At 71.5% G+C, this 18,084-nt stretch carries 15 protein-coding genes; 9 read left to right on the top strand and 6 right to left on the bottom strand.

The window, feature by feature from the left end:
* Positions 1-60: 60 nt before the first annotated feature.
* Positions 61-849, bottom strand: a complete 789-nt coding sequence (locus IO24_RS0113310; RefSeq protein WP_031135309.1) for an N-formylglutamate amidohydrolase — start codon at positions 847-849, stop codon at positions 61-63.
* Positions 850-931: 82 nt separating this feature from the next.
* Here IO24_RS0113310 and IO24_RS0113315 point away from each other — a divergent pair, with 82 nt between their 5' ends.
* Positions 932-1,273, top strand: a complete 342-nt coding sequence (locus IO24_RS0113315; RefSeq protein WP_031135311.1) for a DUF5713 family protein — start codon at positions 932-934, stop codon at positions 1,271-1,273.
* A 103-nt stretch (positions 1,274-1,376) separates the two neighbouring features.
* Here IO24_RS0113315 and IO24_RS0113320 read toward each other — a convergent pair whose 3' ends face one another.
* Positions 1,377-3,596: an NADP-dependent isocitrate dehydrogenase gene (locus tag IO24_RS0113320; protein WP_031135313.1), complete on the bottom strand. Its 2,220-nt coding sequence runs from the start codon at positions 3,594-3,596 to the stop codon at positions 1,377-1,379.
* A 187-nt stretch (positions 3,597-3,783) separates the two neighbouring features.
* Here IO24_RS0113320 and IO24_RS0113325 point away from each other — a divergent pair, with 187 nt between their 5' ends.
* Positions 3,784-5,328, top strand: a complete 1,545-nt coding sequence (locus tag IO24_RS0113325; protein WP_031135315.1) for a M1 family metallopeptidase — start codon at positions 3,784-3,786, stop codon at positions 5,326-5,328.
* 14 nt (positions 5,329-5,342) lie between these two features.
* Here IO24_RS0113325 and IO24_RS0113330 read toward each other — a convergent pair whose 3' ends face one another.
* Positions 5,343-6,440, bottom strand: a complete 1,098-nt coding sequence (locus IO24_RS0113330) for a mechanosensitive ion channel family protein (protein WP_031135317.1) — start codon at positions 6,438-6,440, stop codon at positions 5,343-5,345.
* Positions 6,441-6,670: 230 nt separating this feature from the next.
* Entirely contained in the window at positions 6,671-7,654 is a 984-nt protein-coding gene (locus IO24_RS0113335) for a lysylphosphatidylglycerol synthase transmembrane domain-containing protein (protein WP_167551607.1), read from the bottom strand.
* 215 nt (positions 7,655-7,869) lie between these two features.
* Here IO24_RS0113335 and IO24_RS0113340 point away from each other — a divergent pair, with 215 nt between their 5' ends.
* From IO24_RS0113340 to IO24_RS0113355, 4 genes are all read left to right on the top strand, one after another.
* Positions 7,870-9,765, top strand: a complete 1,896-nt coding sequence (locus tag IO24_RS0113340) for an ABC transporter ATP-binding protein (RefSeq protein WP_107062949.1) — start codon at positions 7,870-7,872, stop codon at positions 9,763-9,765.
* A 77-nt stretch (positions 9,766-9,842) separates the two neighbouring features.
* Entirely contained in the window at positions 9,843-10,343 is a 501-nt protein-coding gene (locus tag IO24_RS0113345; protein ID WP_031135323.1) for a hypothetical protein, read from the top strand.
* A gap of 113 nt (positions 10,344-10,456) precedes the next feature.
* On the top strand, positions 10,457-12,085 hold the full coding sequence (locus IO24_RS0113350) for a sensor histidine kinase (protein ID WP_031135325.1): 1,629 nt from the start codon (positions 10,457-10,459) through the stop codon (positions 12,083-12,085).
* Entirely contained in the window at positions 12,082-12,783 is a 702-nt protein-coding gene (locus IO24_RS0113355; RefSeq protein ID WP_031135327.1) for a response regulator, read from the top strand. The genes IO24_RS0113350 and IO24_RS0113355 overlap by 4 nt, the downstream gene beginning before the upstream one ends.
* On the opposite strand, the gene IO24_RS0113360 is transcribed toward IO24_RS0113355, so the two are convergent.
* Both IO24_RS0113360 and IO24_RS0113365 read right to left on the bottom strand, forming a co-directional pair.
* Entirely contained in the window at positions 12,765-13,244 is a 480-nt protein-coding gene (locus tag IO24_RS0113360; protein ID WP_045296125.1) for a MarR family winged helix-turn-helix transcriptional regulator, read from the bottom strand. The two genes, IO24_RS0113355 and IO24_RS0113360, sit on opposite strands and share 19 nt — an antisense overlap.
* 79 nt (positions 13,245-13,323) lie before the next feature.
* Entirely contained in the window at positions 13,324-14,271 is a 948-nt protein-coding gene (locus IO24_RS0113365; RefSeq protein ID WP_031135330.1) for a methionyl-tRNA formyltransferase, read from the bottom strand.
* Between the two features lie 246 nt (positions 14,272-14,517).
* On the opposite strand from IO24_RS0113365, the gene IO24_RS0113370 reads away from it, so the two are divergent.
* The 3 genes from IO24_RS0113370 to IO24_RS0113380 are packed head-to-tail and all read left to right on the top strand — an operon-like array spanning position 14,518 to position 18,047.
* Complete coding sequence (locus tag IO24_RS0113370) at positions 14,518-15,876, top strand: lysine N(6)-hydroxylase/L-ornithine N(5)-oxygenase family protein (RefSeq protein ID WP_031135332.1); 1,359 nt, start codon at positions 14,518-14,520, stop codon at positions 15,874-15,876.
* 51 nt (positions 15,877-15,927) lie between these two features.
* A complete protein-coding gene (locus tag IO24_RS0113375; RefSeq protein ID WP_031135334.1) occupies positions 15,928-16,989 on the top strand; it encodes a FecCD family ABC transporter permease in 1,062 nt (353 codons plus the stop codon).
* Complete coding sequence (locus tag IO24_RS0113380; RefSeq protein ID WP_031135336.1) at positions 16,986-18,047, top strand: FecCD family ABC transporter permease; 1,062 nt, start codon at positions 16,986-16,988, stop codon at positions 18,045-18,047. Before IO24_RS0113375 ends, IO24_RS0113380 begins: the two co-directional genes overlap by 4 nt.
* The last annotated feature ends 37 nt before the right edge of the window (positions 18,048-18,084 follow it).

Genomic DNA, 18,084 nt, shown 5'->3' on the forward strand with positions numbered 1-18,084 from the left:
CCCGCCCGCTTGTCGCGCGGGAGTGCTCCAGCCGGTGACGGCCCCGGGGACGGTGACGGTTCAGCGGGACACGGCGTCGACCAGCCCGGCCAGCGCGCCCGCGAGACGCTCCAGCCCGGGCCCGGCGGGACCGCCCGGCTCGGACATGTAGGTGTCCCGGCGGATCTCCACCATGAGCGCGCTCACCTCGGGCCGCTTCCCGTGGAACTCCAGGGGGACGTAGGTTCCGCCGAACGGGGTGTCGAGCTCCGTCTCCCCGAACGCCTCCCGGGCGGCGTCCAGCAGCGCGACAGGCGTGTGAAAGGAGTCGGTACCGAGGCAGACGGCGGGGCGGGGACCCTCCCCGTGCAGCTCGTACGGCAGCCTCCGGCTCGGGTAGGAGTGCACATCGATGATCACGGCCCGTCCGGTGGCCGCCAGCCGGTCCGCCACGGTCTGCGCCATCGCTCGCGCGTACGGCTCGAAGTACCGCTCGACGAGCGGCGCGGCATCGACGCCCTCGGGCCGCAGCACCCCGCCGTGCGTGGTGCGCGTGTACACCGCCCCCATCCCGGCGGCCAGCATCTCCTCCCGCTCGTCCGGGAACCGCTCCGGGTCGACGACCAGCCGCGACAGCCGATTGACGAACCGCCACGGGGTGACGCCGGCCGCCCGGGCCGCGAGCTCGGCGATCCGGTCCGTGTGCGCGTCCGTGATGTGGTCCAGCTCCCGCGCCAGTTCCTCGTCCCCGAGCACGATCCCCGCCCGCACGGCGTCCGGTATCTCCCGCGCGGAGTGCGGCACATGGAGGATCACGGGGGAGTCCGTGGCCCCCGGCAGCAGCTCGAAGGGCGGCGGTGCGTCGGTCACGGGGCGACTCCGGGGGGCGTTGTCAGTGGTGTCCGGCAGGATCAAGGTGCCACATCGCCGGACCATCGAGGCCGAGGACGTCATGCCGATCAGCAACGAGCAGGTGAGCACCCATCCGTTTCTCCGGGGGCTGTACGACGACACCTACTACCCGGACCACGTCGTGGACCGCGGCCGCGCGATCCTGCTCGCCCTGTGCGAGCGCATCGAGCGGGAGCGGCCGGCCGGCCTCGCCGCGCTGTACGCGCTGACCCACGCGGCCACGGAGGAGTTCAACGACCTGGAGGCCGCGTTCGTGGCGGCGGGCAGCGAGATCGAGACGGTGGCCCGGGAGGAGATAGCCGGGGACTTCGACTTCCTGGCGCGTGCCTACGGCTTCCCGGACGCGGACGTGGAGGAGCTGATCGCCACACGGGACTGGTGAGGGCCGGGGCGCGAGCGCACAGGGCCGGGGGCGCACAGGGCTCCGCCCCGGCCGGGCGCTGGGCCGGCCGGGGCGGAGTCGGTGGAGCGTGGAGGCCTGGGCGTCAGCTGAGGGACGCCAGGGTCTCGTTCCACGTGGCGGACGGGCGCATGGCCGCCGCGGCCTTCTCCGGGTCGGGCTGGTAGTAGCCGCCGATCTCGACCGGCTTGCCCTGGGCCGCGATCAGCTCCTCGACGATCTTCTGCTCGTTCGCGGCGAGCGTCTCGGCGAGCGGGGCGAAGGCCTTCGCCAGGTCCGCGTCGTCGGTCTGCCCGGCCAGCTCCTGAGCCCAGTACAGGGACAGGTAGAAGTGGCTGCCGCGGTTGTCGATGCCGCCGACGCGGCGGGTCGGGGACTTGTCCTCGTTGAGGAAGGTCGCCGTGGCGCGGTCGAGGGTGTCGGCCAGGACCTGGGCGCGGGCGTTGCCCGTCACCTTCGCGAACTGCTCGAAGGACGGCACCAGGGCGAAGAACTCACCCAGGGAGTCCCAGCGCAGGTAGTTCTCCTTGACCAGCTGCTGCACGTGCTTCGGCGCCGAGCCGCCCGCGCCCGTCTCGAACAGGCCGCCGCCCGCCATCAGCGGGACGACCGACAGCATCTTGGCGCTGGTGCCCAGCTCCAGGATCGGGAACAGGTCGGTGAGGTAGTCACGCAGCACGTTGCCGGTGACCGAGATCGTGTTCTCGCCGCGGCGGATGCGCTCCACCGACAGCTTCGTCGCCTCGACCGGGTTGAGGATCCGGATGTCCAGGCCCTCGGTGTCGTGCTCGGCGAGGTAGGTGTGGACCTTGGCGATCAGGTTGGCGTCGTGCGCGCGGGTCTCGTCCAGCCAGAACACCGCCGGGTCGCCGGTGGCGCGGGCGCGGGTGACGGCCAGCTTCACCCAGTCCTTGATCGGCGCGTCCTTGGTCTGGCAGGCGCGGAAGATGTCACCGGCCGCGACGGCCTGCTCGATGAGCGCGGTGCCGTTCTGGTCGACCAGGCGGACGGTGCCCGTGGTGGGGACCTCGAAGGTCTTGTCGTGGCTGCCGTACTCCTCGGCCTTCTGCGCCATCAGACCGACGTTCGGCACCGAGCCCATGGTGGACGGGTCGTAGGCGCCGTTGGCCCGGCAGTCCTCGATGACGGCCTGGTAGACGCCCGCGTAGGAGGAGTCCGGCAGGACCGCGAGGGTGTCCGCCTCCTCGCCGTCCGGGCCCCACATGTGGCCGGAGGTGCGGATCATGGCCGGCATGGAGGCGTCGACGATGACGTCCGAGGGGACGTGCAGGTTCGTGATGCCCTTGTCGGAGTCGACCATGGCCAGCGCCGGGCCCTCGGCGAGCTCGGCGTCGAAGGAGGCCTTGATCTCGGCGCCCTCCGGCAGGGCCTCCAGGCCCTTGTAGATGCCGCCCAGACCGTCGTTCGGGGTGAGGCCGGCCGCGGCGAGCTTGTCGCCGTACTGCGCGAACGTCTTCGGGAAGAAGGCGCGCAGCACGTGGCCGAAGACGATCGGGTCGGAGACCTTCATCATCGTCGCCTTCAGGTGCACCGAGAACAGCACGCCCTGCGCCTTGGCCTCGGCGACCTGCGCGGTCAGGAACTCGCGCAGCGCGGCGACGCGCATCACGGAGGCGTCGACGACCTCACCGGCGAGCACGGGTACGGACTCGCGCAGCACCGTGGTGGTGCCGTCGTCGCCGACGAGCTCGATGCGCAGCGCGCCGTCCTCGGCGATCACGACGGACTTCTCGGTGGAGCGGAAGTCGTTCTGGCCCATGGTCGCCACGTTGGTCTTGGACTCGGCGGTCCAGGCGCCCATGCGGTGCGGGTGGGACTTGGCGTAGTTCTTGACCGAGGCGGGGGCCCGCCGGTCGGAGTTGCCCTCACGCAGGACCGGGTTCACGGCGGAACCCTTGACCTTGTCGTAGCGGGCGCGGATCTCGCGCTCCTCGTCGGTCTTCGGGTCGTCCGGGTAGTCCGGCAGCGCGTAGCCCTGGCCCTGCAGCTCGGCGACGGCGGCCTTGAGCTGCGGGATGGACGCCGAGATGTTCGGCAGCTTGATGATGTTGGCGGCGGGCGTCTTGGCCAGCTCACCGAGCTCCGCGAGGGCGTCCGGGATGCGCTGGTCCTCGGTCAGGTACTCCGGGAACAGGGCGATGATGCGCCCGGCCAGCGAGATGTCGCGCGTCTCGACGGCGACACCCGCCTGCGAGGCGTACGCCCGGACCACCGGCAGGAAGGAATACGTCGCCAGGGCGGGGGCCTCGTCAGTGTGCGTATAGATGATGGTCGAGTCAGTCACCGGGTGCTCCGCTCCACGTCTGCAACATTGCTCGACATCAAGATATCTCGTGACCGACCTCGTCTCGACAGGGGCCCGCGACCATTTTCGTGCAACCGATCGCCCCGTTCCCATGTCCTGGAGAGAGATCACTCACTCCCAGCCACGGCCGGAACTGACCACCCGGCCGCCCGAGCGAAAGCGGACCATGAGATATCGCACCAGAGTGACGGCCCCCGCGGCCGCCCTGATCGGCACGGCGGCGGCACTGACCGCGGGGACCCCGGCCCAGGCGGCCACCAGGACCGGCGCCACCCCGGGCCCCGAGACCCTCGGCGACCCCGTCTACCCCGCCCTCGGCAACGACGGATACCGCGTCTCGGCCTACCACCTCGACTTCGCGTACGACGCCACGACGAAGCTCGTCGAGGCCACCGCGACCCTGACCATCCGCACCACCCAGGCCCTGAGCCGCTTCTCCCTGGACGCGCGCGGCCTGGACATACGCTCCGTCCGGATCGACGGCCGCACGGCCGCCTTCGAACAGGTGGCCGAGAAGCTGCGGATCACCCCCGCACGCAAGCTCGCGGCGAAGGCCCGGGTCACCGTGTGCGTGGCCTACGGCGCAGACCCGCGCCGGACCCCGCCGCCCGCCGGCGGCTGGGTGGCCACCCCGGACGGATTCGCGGTGTGCTGCCAGCCGGACCTGGCGCACACCGTCTTCCCCTGCAACGACCACCCCTCCGACAAGGCCGACTTCACGTTCCGCCTCACCGTGCCCGCCGGGCTGCGGGGCGTCGCCAGCGGCCGGCTGGTGCGCACCGAGCAGCTGGCGGGCGGCCGGACCGCGTACACGTACCGCTCCGGTTCGCCGATCGCCACCGAGGTGGTGCAGATCACCGTCGGCGACTATGTGATCAAGGACCGGCAGGGCCCGCACGGGCTGCCGCTGCGCGACGTCGTCCCCGTCACCCGGGCCGCCGCCCTGGAACCGGCCCTGGCGCTCACCCCGGCCCTGGTGGCGTGGGTCGAGCAGCGGCTCGGCGCGTACCCCTTCGAGACGTACGGCCTGCTGCCCTGCAACAACGACGCCCCGGACGCCTTCGACTTCACCGGCCTGGAGACCCAGACCCTCACGATCTACAAGCCGAACTACCTCCTCCAGGAGGAGAGCAAGATCGGCTCGCACATGATGCACGAGCTGGTCCACTCCTACTTCGGCAACAGCGTCAGCCCCGCCACCTGGGCCGACCTGTGGCTGAACGAGGGCCACGCCGACTTCTACGGGCTGCTCTACCGCTACGAGCGCGGCTGGCCGGACTCTCTGGGCATGACCACGCTGGAAGCCCGCATGAAGCACACCTACGCCCAGGGCGACCAGTGGCGTCGCGACTCGGGGCCGGTCGCGGCGCCCAATGCGGCCAACCTGTTCGACGGCCAGCGCTATCTGGGCGGCGTGCTCGTGCTGTACGCGCTGCGGCAGCAGGTCGGCGAGGCGGCCTTCACGGCCCTGGAGCGCGCGTTCCTGGAGCGGTACCGCGACTCCGTCGCCTCCACGCAGGACTACATCGCCGTCGCGTCGGAGGTCTCCGGTCAGGACCTCACCGGTTTCCTGCGGGAGTGGCTGTACGGCACGAAGACGCCGCGGATGCCGGGGCACCCGGACTGGACGGTGACGCCGGTGAAGGCGTCCCTCTCGGCGCCGCGCGACCGGAGGGACAGCCACCATCACGAGAACTCCGCGACGCTGTAGGAAGCCGGCGCGCCTCAGTCGAGCCGGGCGGAACCCAGTCCGCCCGGCTCGAGCTCCCCGGACCGCTGCTGCGGGATGACGACCCCGCCCTGCTGGAGCGCCACCGTCCGGGCCGGGGCGGGGATGCGGATGCCCTCCGCGCGGTAGCGCTTGTGCAGGCGCTTGATGAACTCGTGCTTGATCCGGTACTGGTCGCTGAACTCGCCGACGCCCAGGATGACGGTGAAGCCGATGCGGGAGTCGCCGAAGGTGTGGAACCGGATGATGGGCTCATGGTCCGGCACGGCGCCGTCGACCTCGGTCATCGTTTCGGCGATGACCTCGTTGGTCACCCGCTCCACGTGCTCCAGGTCGCTGTCGTAGGCCACCCCGACCTGGACCAGGATGGTCAGCTGTTCCTCGGGGCGCATGAAGTTGGTCATGTTCGCCTGCGCGAGCTGACCGTTGGGGAGCACGATCAGGTTGTTGGACAGGTTGCGGATCGTCGTCTGCCGCCAGTTGATGTCCTCGACGTAGCCCTCCTCGCCGCTGCTGAGCTTGATGTAGTCACCGGGCTGGACGGTCTTGGAGGCGAGGATGTGGATGCCCGCGAAGAGGTTGGCGAGGGTGTCCTGCAGCGCCAGCGCGACCGCCAGGCCGCCGACACCCAGGGCGGTGAGCATCGGGGCTATGGAGATCCCCAGCGTCTGCAGCACCACCAGGAAGCCGATCGCCAGGACCAGGATCCGGGTGATGTTGACGAAGATCGTGGCCGATCCGGCGACACCGGAACGGGACTGGGTGACGGTGCGCACCAGTCCGGTGACCACCCGCGCCGCCGACACCGTCGCCACGAAGATGAGCAGCACGGTGAGCACCTGGTTGGTGCTGTGCTGCACCGTGCGGGTCAGCGGCAGCACCGCAGCCGCGCCCGCCACGCCGCCCACGACCGCGGCCCAGGGCACCACGGCCCGCAGTGCGTGCACGATCACGTCATCGCCGGTCCAGCGGGTGCGGTCGGCGTGCCCGCCCAGCCAGCGCAACAGCAGGCGCAGCGCGAACGCCGCCAGCAGGCCCGAGGCGAGGGCGATGCCGGCGAACAGCAGATCGTCCACGGTGAGTTCCCGGTTCACCGGTCACCCCCGGGGCGGGGACTTGCGGCGAACGCCGCCGCCAACGGCCGGATGTGAAGTCTCGTCACGTCGTCACCTGCTCGTTTCCCGGGATGTTCGAAGGTGCCGGACCACCCTGACCCGCGGTCGGCACGACCGTTCATCCTGCCGTATCCCGAACGGGGTTCCGTACCGCGGACGGGGGTGAGCGGAGCGTGAGTTACTGCACATGACGCGCTGTCACGCGCGGGTCAGATCACCTTCAGCCGCACCAGCGCCCCCAGCGTCAGCGCGCCCGGCACCAGCGGGAGCCAGACGGTGATCACCCGGAAGGCCAGGACCACGGCGGTGGCCACCGTGGCCGGGCCGCCCGCCGCCACCAGCGCCACGACCAGCGCCGCCTCCACCGAGCCGATCCCGCCCGGCGTGGGCACCAGCGCGACGGCGACCGTCGCCGCCAGGTAGGCCACCGCCATGTGCGCGGCCGGGACGTCCAGCCCCAGCGCCCGCCCCACCAGTACCAGTACGGACGCCTGCAGCGCCGGGAACGCGAAGGACCCGCCCCACAGCGCCAGGGCCCGGGCCGGACGCGTGTGCACCGAGCGCGCCTCGCCGAGCGCCGTCCGCAGGAAGGACACCAGAGCCGAGCGCAGCCGCCGTACGAGGGCGAGCACGGTCGCGGCGATCACGAGCACCACCGCGACGCCGGCCAGCAGCGGCCCGAACGCCGTCTCCGGCACCAGCGTGCCGAGGCTCAGGGCGTCGGGGAACGCGATGAGCAGGACACCGAGCAGAGCCACCCGGCCGACGCTCTCCGCCAGCAGATACAGCGCGAGGGCGGCCGAGGAGCGGGCGAGCGGCAGCCCGCACACCGTCATGAACCGCAGGTTGACCGCGCTCGCGCCCAGCCCGGTCGGCAGCAGGTGGTTGGCCGCTCCCGCCGCGAACTGCGTGGCCAGCAGCCGTCGTCGGGGCAGCCGTTCGACGACCGCGCCCTGCCGGGTGCAGGCGGCGGCGACCCAGGTCAGACAGGTCGTTCCGGCCGCGGCCAGCAGCCAGGGCCACTCGGCGGTGCCGAGATGCGCGAAACCGGCGGCCAGCACCGACCGGTGCTGCACCGCGACCACGGTGACGAGCAGGAGCGGGAGCAGACACAGGATCTGCCGCAGGCGGCGGACCGGGACGCGACGGGGGAGTCGTCCCGGGCTGAGTTCGGGGAGTTGTACCGCTGTCACATCTCCAGAGGCTGTCCAGGACGGGCCAACTGCGGGTTGCGGGAGCGGGGACTGGGGATTGCGCGCCGGAAGCGGCTGTGTGGGGAGCGTCATCGGGGCCTTTGCGCGGAGGGGCGGGGAAGAGGGGGATCGGGCCGATTGTGCGGGATGTCGGGACAATGTGCGAGCTTCTTGACCTCAAGAATGCTTGAGGTTCTACGGTCGTCTTCATGAGCATGGAGACCACAGCGTGGACGCAGCTGCACAGCGTCATGAACGCCGAACAGGAACGCCGCCCCTTCGCCTCGGCGACCCTGCGCCGCATCGGCGCGTTCGCCCGCCCGCACCGGCGCCGCATCGTCCTCTTCGTCCTGCTGGGCGTGGGCACCGCCCTGCTGGCCGTGGCGACGCCCGTGCTGGCCGGGTGGGTCGTGGACACGATCGTCTCGGACGGCGACGAGGGCAGGGTCGTACGCCTCGCCCTGCTCATCGCACTGATCGCGGTGGCGGAGGCGACGCTGGGCATCCTCGGCCGGAGGCTGTCGGCGACGCTGGGCGAACACCTCATCCTCGATCTGCGGACGGCCGTCTTCGACCATGTGCAGCGCATGCCGGTCGCGTTCTTCACACGCACTCGTACGGGCGCCCTCGTCTCCCGGCTCAACAACGACGTCATCGGCGCCCAGCGCGCGTTCAGCAACACCCTCTCCGGAGTGGTCAGCAACGTCGTCACCCTGCTGCTCACGCTCGCGGTGATGCTCACGCTGTCCTGGCAGATCACCCTGCTGGCGCTGGTGCTGCTGCCGGTGTTCGTGATCCCGGCCCGGCGGATGGGCAGCCGGATGGCCCGGATGCAGCGTGAGGCGGCGACGCTGAACGCGGCGATGGGCACCCGCATGACCGAGCGGTTCTCCGCCCCCGGCGCCACGCTGGTCAAGCTCTTCGGGCGGCCGGAGGAGGAATCGCGGGAGTTCGCCGAGCGGGCCCGCCGGGTCGCGGACATCGGGATCCGGACGGCGACCGCCCAGGCGGCCTTCATCACCGCCCTCACCCTGGTCTCGGCCCTCGCCCTGGCCCTCGTCTACGGCCTCGGCGGCTGGTTCGCCCTGCGCGGCGCCCTGGAACCGGGCGCGGTCGTGGCGCTCGCACTGCTCCTGACCCGGCTCTACGCGCCGCTGACCGCGCTCGCGGGGGCACGCGTCGAGGTGATGAGCGCACTGGTCAGCTTCGAGCGGGTCTTCGAGGTGCTCGACCTCAGGCCGCTCATCGAGGAGAAGCCGGACGCACGCCCGGTGCCCGACGGGCCCGTGGCGGTCGAGTTCGACGGGGTCCGCTTCGGCTACCCCGCCGCCGACAAGGTCTCCCTGGCCTCCCTGGAGGAGGTCGCGTCCCTGGACAAGCGAGGCGGCGACGAGGTCCTGCACGGCCTGTCCTTCCGTGCCGAACCCGGCCAGACCGTGGCACTCGTCGGCTCGTCCGGCGCGGGCAAGTCGACCATCGCGCAGCTGATGCCGCGCCTGTACGACACCGACGAGGGAGCCGTGCGCATCGGCGGCGTCGACGTCCGTGACCTCACGGCGCGGTCGCTGCGGCAGACCCTGGGCATGGTCACCCAGGACGGCCACCTCTTCCACGACACCGTCCGGGCCAACCTCCTGCTCGCCCGCCCCGAGGCCGCGGAGGACGACCTGTGGGACGCCCTGCGCCGGGCCCGCCTCGACACCCTCGTACGGTCCCTGCCCGACGGCCTCGACACCGTCGTCGGGGAACGCGGCTACCGCCTCTCCGGCGGCGAACGCCAGCGCATGACCATCGCCCGGCTGCTGCTGGCCCGCCAGCGCGTCGTCATCCTCGACGAGGCCACCGCCCACCTCGACAACACCTCCGAGGCCGCCGTCCAGGAAGCCCTCACCGAAGCCCTGGAAGGCCGCACGGCCGTCGTGATCGCCCACCGCCTCTCCACCGTCCGCGCGGCCGACCAGATCCTGGTCGTCGAGGCCGGCCGGATCGTGGAACGGGGCACGCACGAGGAACTCCTGGCGGCGGGGCAGCGGTACGCGGAGCTGTACCGCACCCAGTTCGCCGGACCGGCCGACGGGACGCGCGCAGCCGCGGTGGAGCAGGCCGCGTAGCGGCGTGAACGCCTGATGGGAGCCGTGCGTACTCCTGTCGAGTACTCCAGCCGGCAGCCCGCACCCGGAGAGGCGACGTGTCCCAGCAGCAACCGCCCGCACGACCCACCCGCCGCAGCCCGTCCCCCGCCCACCGGCCGCCGCGTGCCCTCGCGGCGGCCGGTGCCCTGCTGGTGCTGCCTCTCGTCGCGGCCTGCGGCGGCGGCGACCAGGGCGCCGGCGGCGGCAAGGCGGCGCCGAGCGTGACCGCCGCTCCCGCGGCCGGCGTCGTCGCACCGGCCAAGGTGGAGGTGATCGCCGGGCTGACCGGCTGCAAGGCGAAGATCCGCATCGACGCCGACGAGCTGCGCCAGGGCCTGTGCCACACCAAGGAGGCCGACTACGTCATCACCACCTTCCCCGAGGAGAAGTTCAAGGAGACGTGGCTGGAGGAGGCGCGCGTCTACGGTGGCAAGTACCTCGTCGGCACGCGCTGGGTGGTCAGTGTGAAACCGGCGCTGCTGGAGTCCTTCCGCGCGAAGCTCGGCGGCACGATCATTCAGCTGCGGGGCATCGGCCCCGAGCCGGGCAAGCGGTGACAGCAGCGGGGTCGTCCCGGGCGACTTCTTGTCGCTGATGCCGGCGGACGTCATGATGGTGCGGCTCGGCACATGAGCCGCCCCCCACGGCGGCCTCGGAGATTGAGTTCGTCGTGGTCGCCACCTTTCGTCGCCATTCGCTCGCGGGCGAGATGCTGGTGCTCCAGCTCGCCATCGTCGTGGTGGTGCTGCTGGCTGTCGCCGCGGTCTCCCTCGCCCAGTCGCAGGCCACCTTCAACCGCGTCGAGGGACGCCGGGTGAGCGCGCTCGCCGAGCAGCTGGCCGCCAACCCGCTGGTGCGCAGCCAGCTGGTGCGTCCCGCGCCGGGGGAGGCGCTCGCCCCGCTGGTGCTCGCCACGCAGGCGCAGTCGGGGGTGACGTCGGTGACGGTGGCCGACGGGGCCGGGCGGATCGTCAGCTCCACCAACCCGACGGTGATCGGCGAGCGGATACGGCTCGGGCCGGGCAGCGCGCGGGGGCGGGGCTGGTCCGGGCAGTTCACCCTGGACGGCAACCGCGAGCTGGCCGCCCAGGTGCCCGTCCTCGGAGCCACCGAGGAGAACCTGGGCCGGATCCTCGGCACGGTGATGATCGGCGAGGCCGATCCGACCGTGTGGCAGCGGCTCAGCGGCGCCTCCTCCTACCTGCTCGCCTATCTGGGCATCGCCAGCGGACTCGGCGTGGCCGGTTCCTGGCTGCTGGCGCGGCGGGTGAAACGGCAGACCCTCGGGCTGGAGCCGGGCGAGATCGCCGGACTCGCCGAGCACCGGGAGGCGATGCTGTACGGGATCGCCGAGGGCGTGATCGCCCTGGACCCGCAGCACCGGCTCACCCTCGTCAACGACATGGGCCGCCGGCTGCTCGGCCTGCCCGAGGACTGCGTCGGCCAGAGCCTGGAAGGGCTCGGCATCGACGGGCGGCTGCGCGACGTGCTGTCCGGCACCGCCGCCGGCGAGCGCGACGAGGTCGTCGTGCGCCACGGCCGGGTCCTGGTGATGAACCGGATGACCGTCACCAAGGACGGCCGGCCGCTCGGCTCGGTCACCACCCTGCGTGACCGCACCGAACTGGCCCGGCTGGAACGGGAGATCGGCTCCTTCCGCAGCTCCTCGGAGCTGCTGCGCGCGCAGGCGCACGAGTTCGCCAACCAGCTGCACACCATCTCCGGGCTGATCCAGATCGGCGAGCAGGACGAAGTCGTGCGCTACATCCGCGCGCTGAGCCGGCACCGCCAGTCCCTGGACGTCACCCTCAGCCGCCGCGTCCGGGACACCGCGGTGGCCGCGCTGCTGATGGCGAAGGCGTCCCTCGCGGCCGAACGGAAGGTCCGTCTGCGCATCTCGGACGACACCGCGCTGGAGCGGCTGGCCCCGGAGGACGCCGCCGATGTGGCGACCGTGGTGGGCAACCTGGTGGACAACGCCGTCGACGCCGCCGCCGCCCGGGACGACGCCTGGGTGGAGGTCGCGCTGCGGCAGGACGCCTCCAGCGTGGAGATCGTGGTGCGCGACTCCGGACCGGGTGTCGCTCCCGAACTGGCCCGCGAGGTGTTCTCCCACGGCTTCACCACCAAGGCCGCGCGGGAGGGCGAGCGCGGCATCGGACTGGCCCTGACCAAGCTGGTCTGCGAACGGCACGGGGGAGAGATCTCGGTGGCCAACACCCCCGAAGGGGCCGTGTTCACCGCACGCATGACCGTCAGCCACCTCACCGGCACGGTGGCGGAAGGAGCGGCCCCATGACCACTGCGAGCGACAAGGCGGGCGCGATCGACGTCCTCGTGGTCGACGACGACTTCATGGTGGCCAGAGTCCACCGCGCGTTCGTCGGACGCGTCGAGCCGTTCCGCGTCGTCGGCACGGCCCACACGGGCGGACAGGCCATCGAGGCGGTCGACGAACTGCGCCCCGACCTCGTCCTGCTCGACCTGTACCTTCCCGACCTCTTCGGGCTCGACGTCATTTCCCGGCTGCGCACCGCCGGGCACGACTGCGATGTCATGGTCATCAGTGCGGCGACGGAGGCCGACACCGTACGCGGCGCGGTCCGCCGCGGTGTGGTCGACTACCTGCTCAAACCCTTCGAGTTCGACGATCTGCGTCTTCGCCTGGAGCGCTACGCCGCCCAGCGGGGACGGCTGCTCACGACGGTGGTCCGGGGGCAGGCGGACGTGGACCGCGTCCTGGCCGGCGCGTTCGCCCCCGCACCGGCGTCCACCCTGCCCAAGGGCATGAGCGTGGAGACCGCCGTCCTCGTCGAGCGGGCCCTGCGCGAGGCGGACGGCACCCTGTCCGCCACCGAGTGCGCAGCCGCCACCGGCGTGTCCCGGGTCAGCGCCCGCCGCTACCTGGAGTACTTCCACGGCACGGGCAGCGCGGAGGTGTCCCTGCGCTACGGCGCCGCCGGCCGGCCCGAGCGCCGCTACGGCTGGCGGGCCTGAGCCACCACCCGGAGCCCCGCCGCGGGGCCCGTCTCCTCGTGGTGGGCCTGCACGCGCCGCAGCAGGGAGGCGAGTTGCTCCCGTTCGGTCTCGCTCAGCGGCGTCAGGAGGTCGTCGTCCGCGGACGCGATGTCGGCGCTGAGGTGGTCGAGGGCGGTCCGGCCCTCCGGGGTGATGCGGACGTCGACGCGGCGGCGGTCGGTGAGGCTGCGGACGCACTCGACCTGCCCCGCGCCGGCCAGGTCCTTCACGATCTTCGCGAGGTCACTGGCGTTCATGTCCAGCCGGGCGGCCAGCACGCCCTTGGGCTGCGGACCGAGGTCGGCGACCAGGGTCAGCACGGTCAGGTGCCACAACCGCAGCCCTCTGGCGGTGAGCTTCTCCGACAGGGTGCGGCGGGCGGCCTTCCCCGTCGCGTACATCAGGTACGCGCTGAGGTTCAGCACGCTGGGCGGCGTCATGCGTGAACGTTAGCCCGCCTGTGCCCTTCCTGTGAACGCCGGTCGGAAACCGGCGACTTGAGTACTGCCGGGCGGCACGTCAGGGGCGGTTGGTGAGGTAGCCGCCCATGGAGGTGAAGTACTCGGCCGCGGGCAGCTCCCGGCCGTCCTCGGTCCGTACGCGTGTGAGGGCCAGGCCGTGGTTGCGTCCGGTGCGGGCGTCGGCGCCGGCGACGATCACCACGCCGTCGCCCTCGCGGTAGAAGACGCGGCCGGGCGTGCCGCCGTAGCGGCCCTCGGACACGAACGAGGCCAGCACCTCGAGCCGCTTGCCCTTGTGGAAGGTGTAGGCGCTGGGGTACGGCTCGGACTGGGCGCGCACCAGGCGCTCCAGATCCTCCGCGGGCCACGTCCAGTCGATGCGGCTGTCCTCGTCGGCCCGCTTGTGGAAGAAGGACGCGTGGGAGCGGTCCTGCCTGGTGAACTCCGTCTGCCCGGAGGCGATCAGGCCGAGCGCGCCGATGGTGACCGGGGCGATGAGGTCGACGGTCTTGTGGAAGAGGTCGGTCGCGGTGTCCGTCGGGCCGACCGGCACGGCCTCCTGCCGGACGATGTCGCCGGCGTCGAGCTCGTCGTTCATCATGTGCGCGGTGACGCCCACTTCGGACTCGCCGTTGATGAGCGCCCAGATCAGCGGGGAGAACCCGGCGTACTTCGGCAGCAGCGAGTCGTGCACGTTCAGCGTGCCGTGGCGCGGCAGGCCGAAGATGCGCGGGGGGATCCAGGTGCGCCAGTTGTTGGCCACGATGATGTCCGGGTCGGCCTCCTTGAGGCGCTCGAACAGTTCCTCGTCGTCAGGGCGGTTGCGGATCAGCACCGGGACGCCGTGCTCCTCGGCGAGGTCGGCGACGGAGTCGCTCCAGATCTTCTCGTAGGCGTGCTCGCTCTTGGGGTGGGTGACGACCAGCACCACGTCGTGCTCGGACTCCAGGAGGGCTTGCAGGGTGCGGTGCCCCCAGGTCTGGTAACCGAACATGACGACCCGCATGGGGTTCCTCCTCAGAGCAAGGTGATGGCGAGGCAAGTAAAGCAAGCCTTACCTTAGTACGCAATGGGGCCGCGTGAGGGCCGAGTTGACGGAGCCCGGTCCGCGGGGTGTCCGTTTCGTCCTGTCGACACCTCAACGGGTTTAGCTTAGGCTCACCTAAGTTCCGTGGTGTGCCGCTTCGTTGGCATGCCCGCCTTTCGTTCCCTCCACACCTGACACGCGGCTGCCCCGCACGATGGGAGTGACATGTCGCAGGTTCTTCCTGGTGACGCACCACCGGTCCATGACCTGATCGGTATCGGCTTCGGGCCGTCCAATGTGGCCATGGCGATCGCGCTCCGCGAGCACAACACCCGCGTCGGCAGGCAGGAGGCGGTCACCGCTCACTTCTTCGAGCAGCAGCCCCGCTTCGGCTGGCACCGCGGCATGCTCATCGACGACGCCACCATGCAGGTCTCCTTCCTCAAGGACCTGGTGACACTGCGGAACCCGGCCAGCGAGTACAGCTTCCTCTGCTACCTGCAGAGCAAGGGCCGGCTGATCGACTTCATCAACCACAAGAACCTGTTCCCGCTGCGCGTGGAGTTCCACGACTACTTCGAGTGGGCCGCGGCCCAGGTCGACGACATGGTCTCCTACGGCCACGAGGTCGTCGGTGTCGCGCCCGTGACCCGCGACGGCGTCGTGGAGTACCTGGAGGTGACCGTCCGGTCGGGCGGCGGCCTCGAAATCCACCGGGCCCGCAACCTCGTCATCGGCACCGGCCTGCGCCCCCTCATGCCCGAGGGCGTGGAGCGCGGCGAACGCGTCTGGCACAACTCCGAACTGCTCGCCAAAGTCGACGGGTTGGAGGGCACCTCGCCCTCCCGGTTCGTCGTCGTCGGCGCCGGTCAGAGCGCCGCCGAGAACGTCGCCTACCTGCACCGCCGCTTCCCCCGGGCCGAGGTCTGCGCCGTCTTCTCCCGCTACGGCTACAGTCCCGCAGACGACAGCAGCTTCGCCAACCGGATCTTCGACCCCCAGGCGGTCGACGAGTACTTCGCGGCGCCCGAGGACGTCAAGCGCCGGCTGATGGACTACCACGGCAACACCAACTACTCCGTGGTGGACATCGACCTGATCGACGACCTCTACCGGCAGTCGTACCAGGAGAAGGTCCTCGGCACCGAGCGCCTGCGGTTCCTCAACGTCTCGCGGCTCACCGCCGTGAAGGAGACACCCACCAGCGCCCTGGCCACCGTGACGTCCCTCGTCACCGGCGAGGAGACCGACCTGGACGCGGACGTCGTGGTCTTCGCCACCGGCTACAGCCCCGCCGACCCCACGAGCCTGCTCGGCGAGGTCGCCGACCGCTGCCTCCGCGACGACGAGGGCCGCGTCCGCGTCGACCGCGACTGGCGCATCGCGACCGACCCCGCCCTGCGGTGCGGCATCTACCTGCAGGGCGGCACGGAGCACACGCACGGCATCACCTCGTCCCTGCTGTCCAACACCGCCATCAGGGTGGGCGAGATCCTGGACTCGCTCCTCGGCCGCGGGACCGGGTCCGCCGCGGACCGGACGCGCACGCTCGCCGACGGCACGGGAAGCACGGCCCGTCAGTAAACACCGAGCACGATCAACTCACCGCCGGCGCAAGGGATAACGTACGTCCGCATGGGCACGACTGCTGTGGTGGAGCGCCCCGCGCCCGGGGGCATGGCGAAGGCCCGTCGGCGACGGGTCCTGGGTCTGGGCATCCTTCTGGCGGTCCTCGTGGCCGCGGCGACGCTGTCGCTCGCCGTCGGCGCGCGGGCGCTGAGCCCAGCGGAGGTCTGGCACGGGCTCTTCGGAGCCCCGACGTCCGACCAGCGGCTCACGGAGATCCGGCTCATCGTGGAGACCGTACGGGTGCCCCGTACGGTGCTCGCGGTCGTGGCGGGCATCGCCCTGGGGATCGGCGGGGCGCTGATCCAGGGATACACCCGCAACCCGATCGCCGACACCGGCCTGCTCGGAGTGAACACCGGCGCCTCGTTCGCCGTGGTGTCGGTGATCGCCGTGTTCGGGTTCTCCGACCCGTTCCAGTACGTCTGGTTCGCCTTTCTCGGGGCGGCGGTCGCCGGTGTCGTGGTGTTCGGGCTCGCGAGCATCGGCCGGGGGGCCGGCAACCCGCTGACGCTGGCACTGGCCGGGCAGGGCATCACGGTGTTCCTCATGGCGATGACCACGGCGGTCGCGCTGTCGAACCAGGCCTCGCTGAACGCGCTGCGGTTCTGGAACGCGGGCTCCGTGGCGGGCGTCGGATTCGACGTCATCCGGCCGGTGACCGTGTTCGTCGCCGTCGGTCTCGTGCTGGCCCTGACCACACTGCCCTCCCTCAACCTGCTCAACCTGGGCGACGACGTGGCGCGGGGGCTCGGCGTGAACATCGCGCTGAGCCGGACCGTCGGCATCACCGCCATCACGCTGCTGGCGGGGGCGGCGACGGCCGCGTGCGGCCCCATCGCCTTCCTCGGCCTCATGGTGGCCCACGTGGCCCGCCATCTGACCGGCCCGGACTACCGCTGGCTGGTGCCCTGCGCCGGACTGCTCGGCGCCGTCGTCCTGCTGGTCTGCGACATCGTCGGCCGGCTGGTGGTCAGGCCGGGCGAGCTGGACGCCGGTGTCGTCGTGGCGCTCCTCGGCGCCCCCTTCTTCGCGGTGCTCGTCTGGCGCGGAAAGTTCAGGAGCGCATGAACGTGACCGATGTGAAGCCGTCGCTGCCGCCGGGCGTGCGGCTGGGCCGGGTGTCGTTCGTCTGGCGGCCCTGGCTCGTGAGCGTCTCGCTGGTGCTGGCGGCGGGGGCCTTCCTGGTGTTCTGCGTGTCCATCGGCGTCGGGGATTTCCCCATCGGCCTGCCGCAGGTGATCCGTACGCTCCTCGGGCGGGGCGAGCAGGTCGACGAGTTCGTCATCATGGACCTGCGGATGCCGCGCGCCCTGGCCGGGCTCGTCGTGGGGATCGCGCTGGGGGTGTCCGGGGCGATCACTCAGTCCATCGCCCGGAACCCCCTGGCCAGCCCGGACGTCCTGGGCATCACCGCGGGCGCCAGCGCGGTCGCGGTGTTCCTGGTGACGGTGTCGGGCGGTGCCGCCGCGGCCGTGGCCGACACCGTGGGCCTGTCGGCGGCGGCGCTCGCCGGCGGTCTCACCACGGGACTGCTGGTGTACTTCCTGGCCTGGCGGCGCGGAATCGACGGCTTCCGGCTCATCCTCATCGGCATCTCCGTGAGCGCGGTCATGGAGGCCATCACCACCTGGCTGCTCGTCACGGCCGACATCAGGGACGTGGCCCAGGCGCAGGCCTGGCTGGTCGGCTCGCTCGACGACCGCTCGTGGGGCGAGGTCCAGGTGGCCCTGTGGGGCACGCTCGTCCTGCTGGTCGTCGTGGCCGCCGTCGCGTTCCAGTTCAAGCCGATGCACTTCGGCGACGAGGTCGCCGCCGGCCTGGGTGTGCGGTACACGGCCGTGCGGGCGGTGCTGCTGCTGTGCGCCGTACTGCTGGCCGGTGTGGCGGTGAGCGCGGCGGGCCCGGTCCCGTTCGTGGCGCTGGTCGCTCCGCAGGTGGCGATGCGTCTGGCCCGTTGCCCCACGCCGCCGATGGTGGCCTCGGGCCTGGTGGGCGCGCTGCTGCTGATCGGCTCCGATCTGGTCGCGCGGGCGGTCCTGCCGGTCTCGCTCCCGGTCGGCGTGGTCACCGCGGCGATCGGTGGGCCCTTCCTCGTCTACCTGCTGGTGCGCGCGAACCTCCGGTAGATGTACAAGAGTCAGGTGAACCTAAGCAAGGGGGGAC

The sequence above is a fragment of the Streptomyces flavovariabilis genome (assembly GCF_000725785.1).
Classification (GTDB): Bacteria; Actinomycetota; Actinomycetes; order Streptomycetales; family Streptomycetaceae; genus Streptomyces; species Streptomyces hawaiiensis.